This window comes from Streptomyces brasiliensis, from assembly GCF_014647875.1.
GTDB lineage: Bacteria > Actinomycetota > Actinomycetes > Streptomycetales > Streptomycetaceae > Streptomyces > Streptomyces brasiliensis.
This window is the reverse complement of record NZ_BMQA01000136.1, coordinates 1-9,074: the sequence shown is the minus strand read 5'-3', so window position 1 is coordinate 9,074 and position 9,074 is coordinate 1. Positions and strand designations below refer to the sequence as shown.

Here is a 9,074-nt window from a genome sequence, read left to right as displayed (position 1 = left end):
CGTGCCTCCCCATGAAGTGGATCTTGACATATCAAGATCCACTTCTGAAACGCACCCTAGGGCGCGTTTCGAAAGTGCTGGTCACAGCGCCACTCATGGATGGCCGCGACCAGCACGGTCGCTTCGTAGCGGACGGCAGGCTTGTCGTACCTCGTGGGTGCGCCACGATGCGCCGGTGCGCCGTGAGGCGCGGTGAATCGAAGGAGGTGCAAGACCTCCTCGCCAGCCTGTCACAGCAGGCTGGTGGGAGCTGAGCGCAGTCCGACCCCGGAGACGCCGGGGAGGGCGGGAAGCAGCTCTGTCTCAGCCCCAACTCCCTTATCAGCTTGCGGTATTCGTGTGAGGAGTATTCCCGAGCCGCGGTCCGAGTGCGCGATGCAGCCTTTCCGCAGGCCGCCGCGGCCGGCGGCCATCTTCAGCGCGTCGACGACCAGTTCGGCACGGTGGTGATCGGCCATCGCGTGCCCGACCACCTCCCGCGTGGCAGGTCGATGACCGTGGCGAGGTACCTCCAGCCGGCCAGCGTGGGCAGGTAGGTGATGTCCGAGACCAGCCTGGTGCCCGGCTCGGCGGCGGTGAAGTCGCGTCCGACCAGGTCCGGCGACGCGGACGCCTTCCGGTCCGGCCGGGTCAGGCCGCGACGCTTGCGGCGAGTGATCCCTTGGATGCCGCGCTCGCGCATCAGCCGCTCGACCCAGGAATCTACGAAGCCCGGTTCAGCTCACCACGGTCCGGCGCCGAACCGAATCTAGCCGGTTGGCAGGTGGTTTCGAGCACGGACATCCATAGGTCACCGTCGGGGTCGACCTGGTTGCCACGGCTGGTCATCAGGGACAACGGGACATGCACGAAGCGTCGACGCCAGCGCGCGACAGCGGCTTCAGTACGACCCGCCATGGCAGCGTGCACCGCGGCATGGGCCAGCCGCAGGCAGTAGACACTGTCATAAGCGTTGGCGGCGATGCTGCGGACCGCGTAACTGGGGTCGATGTAGCGCATCGCGGGGGCAAGGCCGACCGCAGTCAGGTGGGCCGTGATGCTCTCTTTGAGCAGCTCCCCGATATTGCCGAGTTTGACGTTGCCTGAGGCGTCGGTGCCGCGACCGTTGTGCTGAGGCAGGCCGTGTTCTTCGAAGAGGTCTTGGCCTGCCCCCTCGGCGACGACGATGACCACGAAGCCCTTGGATCGCACGTGCTGCTCGACGTGGGCCAGCAGGCCGTCAGCTCCCCCGAGGGCGAAGGGGATCTCGGGGATCAAGACGATGTCTGCGGCATTGGCAGCCAACGCAGCGTAGCTGGCGATGAAGCCGGAGTGTCGACCCATCAGCTTCACGATCCCGACGCCGTTCGGGCTGGCTGCAGCTTCGATGGAGACCGAGGATATGAAGTCGGTGGCCCGCGCGAACGCGCTTTGAAACCCGAACGACTGATCAGTGAAGGGCAGGTCGTTGTCGATCGTCTTCGGTACCCCGATGACAGCAATGTCAAGACCGCGCGCCCTGATCGCCTTGCTGAGGAACGTCGCGGCGCGCATCCCCCCGTCGCCGCCGATGACGAACAAGATGTTGATGCCTCGCAGGACGAGGCTGTCGACCATTTCGTCGGCGTCTTGGCCGCCGCGTGAGCTGCCCAAGATGGTGCCGCCGGCGTTGTGGATATCGCGAACGCGATCAGGCGTCAGTTCGATGGCGTCATTGCGGTGTTCGGCCGTCAGTCCCTGGAGACCGTTCCGGAAGCCCAGAATCCGCTTGACCTTGTAATGCACAGTGAGTTCTTGGACGAGACCGCGGATGACATTATTGAGACCGGGACACAGCCCCCCACAAGTGATGATACCGGCGGTCACGCGCGCGGGGTCGAAATAGATCTTCCGCCGAGGCCCGGCGGCTTCGAAACTCGGAACCCGGCCGGGAGGGAGGCTGTGCTCGGCAAGCATGGAAACGGTGTCCTCGAGCAGGACACGGTCGCCTTCCGCAACGTAATGCGGAGAGGTCTGTTTGGTGGAGAGCATCTCGGAGAACGGCGAATCGTAACGGCACTCGCCGAGGCGGCGAACGCGAAGGTCGTCCAAGTGCAACGTCACCGAATCTCCTTGATCGTGATGGCATAAGTACGGCAGCTGTAGATAGTCGTTGCTGTGTCATCCGCGCGACCGTCTCCCGGGTCTCGGAGCGGGCGAAGCCGGCGGCCACCGAGGCCGACAGGGCCCCGAACGCGATGTCGTGGCCTTCGTGATCTACCGTGGCCGAAGCGGCCGTCTCGTTCTGATGCTCAAGCCGCTGAACAGCGGCGACGAGCACCGGCACGGCTGTCTACGGCTGCCGCAATATGGTGTCCGCTCGGGGATGGATGCCATGGAGAATCAGAAATCGCGAGCGCAGACTATCCGGGATTTTATTCGAAGGCGGTGTGTGTTATGTGGCGAACCTGCCCCCTGGAGATCAGGAGCGACTCGGCAATTGTCGTGCCGTCACCTTCCCGTGGACGTCCGAGAAGGGGTCCTCCACTGACGCCAGTGGCAACGAAGAAGGCATCGCCGGCTACGAGCTCGTCACAGTTGTAGATGCGGTCGAGGGACATGCCCGCTGCGCGGATGGCGTCCGCTTCCTCGTCACGCTGAGGGGCCAGGCGGCCCAGCATGCCGCCACCCAGGGCACGGACCGCTGCGGCGGTCATCACTCCTTCGGGCGTGCCGCCGACTCCGAGGAGCAGGTCGACATCGAGCGTCGGCAGGAGCACCGCCAGGCTCCCCCCGACATCGCCTCCTGCCGGTGTCTGCACGGCCGCGCCCGCCCGCAACACCCGTGCGATCAGCTCCTTGTGCCGCGGCTTGTCCATGATGACAACGCGGAGCTCGCTGACCTGCTTGCCGAGCGCCTCGGCAACTTTGACCAAGGTACGCTCGGGAGGGTCGTTGAGATCGATAACGTCCTTCGCCTGGGGGGGCACCACTATCTTGTCCATGTAGAAGCCGGGTCCAGGTGACCATAGAGTTCCCGGTTCGCCGAACGCGATCGTAGCCAGGGCACCAGGCAGATCCTTCGCACAGAACGAGGTTCCCTCAAGAGGATCGACGGCGATGTCGAAGTCCGGGCCGTGGCCATTGCCCACGATTTCACCGTTGAACAACATCGGGGCGTCGTCCTTTTCCCCCTCTCCGATGACAACTTTTCCTCGCCCGGGTGCGTCGGCCAATGCCTCGCGCATGGCCGTGGTCGCCGCTGCATCGGCGGCTTTCTGATCGTGCCGGCCTACCCAGGCGTAGCTGGCCACCGCAGCGCTGCGGGTAGCGGCCAGCGCTGCCGCCTCCAAAGTATGGATATCGACGCAGGTTCGCGGCGCGACCTCACTTTGACACTGCATCTTGGGCTCCCGTTCTTGTCTGTAGCATCAGGACAGAGAGATCGCGGCACATACGCGATTGACCGAGCCGTGCGACCAGCTCGGGAATATCGCCTGCGCCTTTCTTTCCATGTGCCGATCGCAAATCACGCCGCTCCTTCAGCGCCGGCCTCATAGCGTGCGTAGCGGTTACTCGAGATTCGCGTGAAGGCGCCACAGCTCGTGAGCCCGGGTCCCGCTGGTCTTCCACAGCGTGTGAAACAGCGCGTCAGTGATCAGCAGGACAGACTGTTCGAACAGGCTGCCGGCGTACTGGACGGAGGCGGTCCCGTCGAAGTCCTGCTTGTCCGCAGCCGGGATGATGAGGAGTTCGGTTGCGGTTTTGGCCAGCGCCGAGTCGGCCGCCGTGGTCAGTGCAATCACTTCCGCGCCCTGATCACGAGCGGTCTGAGCTGCCCGCACCACCCGGGCCGTCGACCCCGAGCCCGATGCGGCCACCAGAACGTCGCGCGAGCCGATCGCCGGAGCAGTCGTCTCACCGACGACGTGGGTGGGGAGTCCGAGGTGCATGAACCGCATCGCGGCCATCTGCAGCGCGAGCCCGCTCCGCCCGGTGCCGAGGGTGAACACTTTCGGCGCATTGAGCAGCAATTTGCCGACCCGGATCCAGGACGGAGAGTGCACTCCCCCGCGCACCTTGTCCACCTCTCCGACAACTGCACGCGTTGCGTCCACGAAATGACTGACTTCAAGTTCCTTTGAAATCGACTGCGTCAACGAGATCTTCCTCCACTTGCGGGGCGGATGGCATTCGTTGGTCACTTGCACGGACACGGAACCGGATCCTCGGGCAGGATCCTTTATCCGTTGAGGTCAAGACAGCCATCGCACGGATCGTCATAGCGCACACCGCACCTTCGCCATTGACGGACTCCTGCTTCAGCAGGACCCCTGTGGGCCAGAGCGCGGATAGCTACTTCGACCAAAATGATTGTCCACCTGCGTGGTGATCAGCAAGGCTTACGGGATTTGGAAACAATATCCTGTAATTAAAATATCGAATGACGGTCGACAGCGATGCCGGTGGCCGGTCTTGCGTGCCGGCGAAGACGGGGTAGTCGCGGGTGTGGCTGCAACGGCATGCTGCGCTCCACCTGCGGGGGTCGTCAGCTGTTGCCGATTTCATCAGTGACTCTCAGCGATTCGGGCATATCGGCTGACTGTCAGTGGTGCCCGGTAGGTTGTTGATCTCTACCGGGAGGAGGGGTCCAGCTTGAAGACGTTCCAGACGCAGCCTGGTTTCACGGTGCAGGCGTACCGGTATGCCCTGGACCCCAATAGCGGTCAGGAGCGCGCGTTGCGTTCGCACTGCGGTGCGGCACGTGCCGCCTACAACTGGGCCGTGGCGTGGGTGTCGGCGTCGTGGTGGCAGCGCAAAGCGGAAGCCACCTATGGCATCCCCGAGGAGGATCTGACACCGTGGCGGCCGTGGTCCCTTCCCGCGCTGCGGAAGGAGTTCAACAAGGTCAAGAAGACTGACCTGCGCTTCGCCGATTGGTGGGAGGGGAACTCCAAGGAGGCGTACTCCACCGGCCTGTCGAACGCGTCGGCCGCGTTCGACAACTACGCGAAGTCGAAGAACGGCAAGCGGCGCGGCAAGCGGATGGGTGCGCCGCGGTTCAAGTCGAAGAGGAAGGCGCGCCTTGCCTGCCGGTTCACCACCGGCACTATCCGTGTGGACGCTGACGGTCGGCACGTCACGCTGCCGAGGCTGGGCACGATCCGCACCCACGAGCCCACCGGCAGCCTCCTCACCCGGGTGCAGGCCGGGACGGCACGCATCCTGTCCGCGACCGTCCGGCACGAACGCGGACGCTGGTTCGCCTCGTTCCAGGTCGAGGTGAAGCGGGACCTCGAACGCGTCACGCGCCCGGACGTGGCGGTCGGCATCGACCTCGGGGTGAAGACCCTCGCGGTGATGGCCGACTCGACGGGCGAGATCCGCGCCGTGCCCAACCCCCGGCACTACGACGGAGCGCTGAAGTCGCTACGCCGCGCCTCTCGGACAGTGTCCCGACGCCAGGGCCCCGACCGCCGCACCGGTCGCAGGCCGTCGAAGCGGTGGGAGAAGGCCAATGCCCGGCGCAACAAGGTGCACCACCGGGTGGCGAACCTCCGCACGGACGCCCTGCACAAGCTCACCACGGCCGTGGCGGCCGAGTACGGCACCGTCGTGGTCGAGGACCTGGGCGTCGCCGGCATGCTCCGCAACCGGCGCTTGGCCCGCCAGATCGCCGACGCCGGATTCGGGGAGATCCGCCGCCAGCTCGATTACAAGACCCGCCGGCGCCACGCCACCCGCGCCATCGTGGCCGATCGCTGGTATCCCTCCTCCAAGACCTGTTCCGGGTGCGGCGCGGTGAAAGCCAAGCTGCCGCTGCACGTGAGGACCTTCGCATGCGACGCCTGCGGCCTGGTTCTCGACCGGGACGACAACGCCGCGCTCAACCTCGCCGCTCTCGCAGTGGCCGGCACCACCGGTACCGGAGTGGCCGGAGACCGGGACACCCCACAGGCGGTGTCGAAGCCTCGTGGAGCCGACCGTAAGACCCGCGCCACCCGGCCCCGTCCTGTGGCGGGGGCGGGGCGGGCAGGTGGCGCAACCCTGCCGCACCAGCGGCGGGAGGAAACGAGAGACCGTCCTCAACCCGAAGCCCTCACGCTTTGGTGATGTGACGGACCTTCCGGGCCGAAATGCCCGGAATGCTGAGAGTCCCTCAGGCTTTGAGTAACGGCTGTTGAGCGAGACCGCGCGTGCGGGTTCCCCGGCGCTCCGCCCCGGTTGCGCAGATGGCGTGCGCCAGTATGGCAACGACAGCCAGGTGAGGGGGTGTCGGCGTCGTCGGCAGTGGCTGAGGCGGGCTTGATGTCGACGGCGGTGGCCCGCTTGCCCACCCCCGGCCGGGGACGCCCTCCAGGGTGGTCACCGTGCCGATGTGCTTGAGGGCACACACAGCCGGCATCACGTCGCGCCGGCCAGTGCCACACCTCATGCGCCCGATCACGCTCACACACCGCTTCGGGGACCGCCGGCTCACCGCCAGCCGTCTACAAGAGCGTTTGGGGAAGCGATACGGTCCGGAAGAAAGCTGCGAAGAGGAAGCGGCCCCGGCTTCTCGCCGGGGCCGCTGGTGCGAGCGCGCCGTTACGGGAGATTCCCCTCAGCCTCGTCGACAGGTTTCGGACTGATCACGGACGCCTCTCACCTCCTGCGGGTGGGCATCAACGCGGCCGCACGGAGTGCATGCTTCGTCGTGCCGCTTCGACCACGGCCTCGGTGGTGATGCCGAACTGGCTGAACAGAGTCTTGAAGTCCGCCGAAGCACCGAACCGCTCCAACGACACGATCTCGCCCGCGTCGCCGACGATCCGGTGCCACGGCTGCGCCGTACCCGCTTCGACGGCAACCCGGGCACGCACCGACGGGGGCAGCACCTGTTCCCGGTAGGACCGGTCCTGCCGGTCGAACCACTCCACGCACGGCATCGACACCACTCGGGTGGCAACCCCTTCGGACTCAAGGATCTTCCTGGCCTCCACGGCCAGCTGGACCTCGGAACCGGTGCCGACGAGCACGACCTCGGGGCTGCCCGAGGACGCCTCGGCGAGTACGTAGCCGCCGCGGGCCACCCCCTCGGCGGAGGTGCCCTCCAGGGTCGGCACGTTCTGGCGGGTAAGCGCCAGCCCGGCCGGGCCGCTGGTGTCCTCAAGTACGGCTTTCCAGGCGTGCGCGGTCTCGTTCGCGTCGGCGGGGCGCACCACCGACATTCCGGGGATGGCGCGCAGCGAGGCCAGCTGCTCGACGGGCTGGTGGGTCGGACCGTCCTCGCCGAGGCCGATCGAGTCGTGTGTCCACACGTAGATGGTCGGCAGCTGCATCAGCGCGGCCAGGCGCACCGCCGGGCGCATGTAGTCGCTGAAGATGAGGAAGGTGCCGCCGTACGGGCGGGTTCCGCCGTGCAGCGCGATGCCGTTGAGGATCGAACCCATCGCGTGTTCGCGGATACCGAAGTGCAGCGTGCGGCCGTAGGGATGGGCCTTCCAGGCGTTGGTGGAGATCTCGGCCGGGCCGAAGGAGTCCGCCCCCTCGATCGTGGTGTTGTTGCTCTCGGCAAGGTCCGCCGACCCGCCCCAGAGCTCGGGGAGCACCTCGCCGAGCTTGGCCAGCACCGCGGCCGACGCCTTGCGGGTGGCGACTGCCTGGCCGTCGGCCTTCCAGGTGGGCAGATCGTAGGCCCAGCCGACGGGCAGCTCGCGCTTGCTGATGCGGTCCAGCAGCGCCTTGCGCTCCGGGTTGTCCTTCGCCCAGGCATCGAACTCGAGTTGCCACTTCTCGTGGTCGGCCCTCCCCCGCTCGGCCACCTCGCGGGCATGGCGCAGGACTTCGTCGTCGACCTGGAAACTCTGCTTTGGGTCGAAGCCGACGGCGCGCTTGACCGCGGCGAGTTCCTCGGCGCCCAGCGCGGCACCGTGCACCTTGCCGGTATTCATCTTGGTCGGTGCCGGGTAGCCGATCACGGTGCGCAGCACGATCAGAGTCGGGCGGGCGGTCTCGGCCCTGGCCTGCTCGACCGCGTCCAGGAACCCTGCCACGTCCTCGCCGCCGTAGACCGTCAGGACGTGCCAGCCATAGGCTTCGTAGCGCTTGGCGGTGTCCTCGGTCAGCGCGATGCGGGTGTCGTCCTCGATGGAGATCTCGTTGCTGTCGTAGATCACCGTAAGGTTGCCGAGTTGCTGGGTTCCGGCCAGCGACGAAGCCTCGGAGGTGACGCCCTCCTCGATGTCGCCGTCCGAGGCGATCACGTAGATCTGATGGTCGAACACGCTCCTGCCCTGCTCGGCGTCCGGGTCCAGCAGTCCACGCTCGCGGCGGGCGGCCATGGCCATACCGACCGCGTTGGCCAGGCCCTGGCCGAGTGGGCCGGTGGTGGTCTCCACGCCCACGGTGTGCCCGTACTCGGGGTGGCCCGGGGTCAGCGAATCCCATGTGCGCAAGGCCTTCAGGTCGTCGAGCTCCAGGCCATAGCCGGAGAGGAACAGCTGAATGTACAGGGTGAGGCTCGAATGCCCGGCTGAGAGCACGAACCGGTCCCGCCCCATCCACTGCGCGTCGTTGGGGTCATGCCGCATGACCCGCTGGAACAGCGCGTAGGCGACGGGCGCGAGGCTCATGGCCGTGCCGGGGTGTCCGCTCCCGCAGTGCTCGACCGCGTCAGCGGCCAGCACGCGGGCGGTGTCCACCGCGCGCGTGTCCAGCTCGGTCCAGTCTGCGGGGAGTCGCTTGGCCGTCAGGCGAACAACCTCGTCAGTTGATTCGATCGCGCGGTAACTGGAGATCGATTCGTTTGCTGCCATGGACGCGCACTCCTGATAATTTCGGTTCTTCGCGAATTCGTGCCGATTTCGATCGGGCTTGCAAAGGATGGGGCAAGGCCCTGGAAATGCGCTCAAGCAGATCAAGGACGGCCTGGCGTCGCAGGCACCGCGTACTCGACGCCGCCGCAGACAGCGCGCCAAGGACCGAAGTCACGATTTATTTCGAGACGTCACGCGGCGCATTCCGGTCACATTCGAAACTACATCGAATGGGATGTGGTGTTGGGGCTGGTCCGCTCAGGCGGCTGCGCGCTTTTTGAGTTCGTACGCGGCCGCGGCCGGGTCTGTGGCGTTGTA

6 protein-coding genes are annotated in these 9,074 nt (G+C 66.3%); 1 reads left to right on the top strand and 5 read right to left on the bottom strand.

The genetic code is table 11. The annotated features are described in order from the left end of the window. Positions 1-415 precede the first annotated feature (415 nt). The 4 genes from IEZ19_RS48340 to hxlB form a co-directional block, all read right to left on the bottom strand. Positions 416-682: a hypothetical protein gene (locus IEZ19_RS48340; RefSeq protein ID WP_189317731.1), complete on the bottom strand. Its 267-nt coding sequence runs from the start codon at positions 680-682 to the stop codon at positions 416-418. Positions 683-702: 20 nt separating this feature from the next. Further along, positions 703-2,082, bottom strand: coding sequence for an ATP-dependent 6-phosphofructokinase (locus IEZ19_RS48335; protein WP_189317730.1), 1,380 nt, complete (start codon positions 2,080-2,082; stop codon positions 703-705). A 311-nt stretch (positions 2,083-2,393) separates the two neighbouring features. Beyond that, positions 2,394-3,362 (bottom strand): class II fructose-bisphosphatase, encoded by a 969-nt coding sequence (gene glpX / locus IEZ19_RS48330; RefSeq protein WP_189317729.1) that lies wholly within the window; start codon positions 3,360-3,362, stop codon positions 2,394-2,396. 168 nt (positions 3,363-3,530) lie between these two features. Further along, positions 3,531-4,175, bottom strand: a complete 645-nt coding sequence (hxlB, locus tag IEZ19_RS48325) for a 6-phospho-3-hexuloisomerase (protein ID WP_229841694.1) — start codon at positions 4,173-4,175, stop codon at positions 3,531-3,533. Between the two features lie 439 nt (positions 4,176-4,614). Here hxlB and tnpB point away from each other — a divergent pair, with 439 nt between their 5' ends. Then, positions 4,615-6,072 carry an IS607 family element RNA-guided endonuclease TnpB gene (gene tnpB / locus IEZ19_RS48320; RefSeq protein WP_189317728.1) on the top strand — a complete coding sequence of 486 codons (1,458 nt, stop codon included), beginning with the start codon at positions 4,615-4,617 and terminating at the stop codon, positions 6,070-6,072. Between the two features lie 551 nt (positions 6,073-6,623). Here the strand turns inward: tnpB and tkt are convergent. Continuing rightward, the gene (gene tkt / locus IEZ19_RS48315; RefSeq protein WP_229841693.1) at positions 6,624-8,756 is read right to left on the bottom strand and encodes a transketolase; all 2,133 of its coding nucleotides are present in this window, start codon (positions 8,754-8,756) and stop codon (positions 6,624-6,626) included. Positions 8,757-9,074 lie beyond the last annotated feature (318 nt).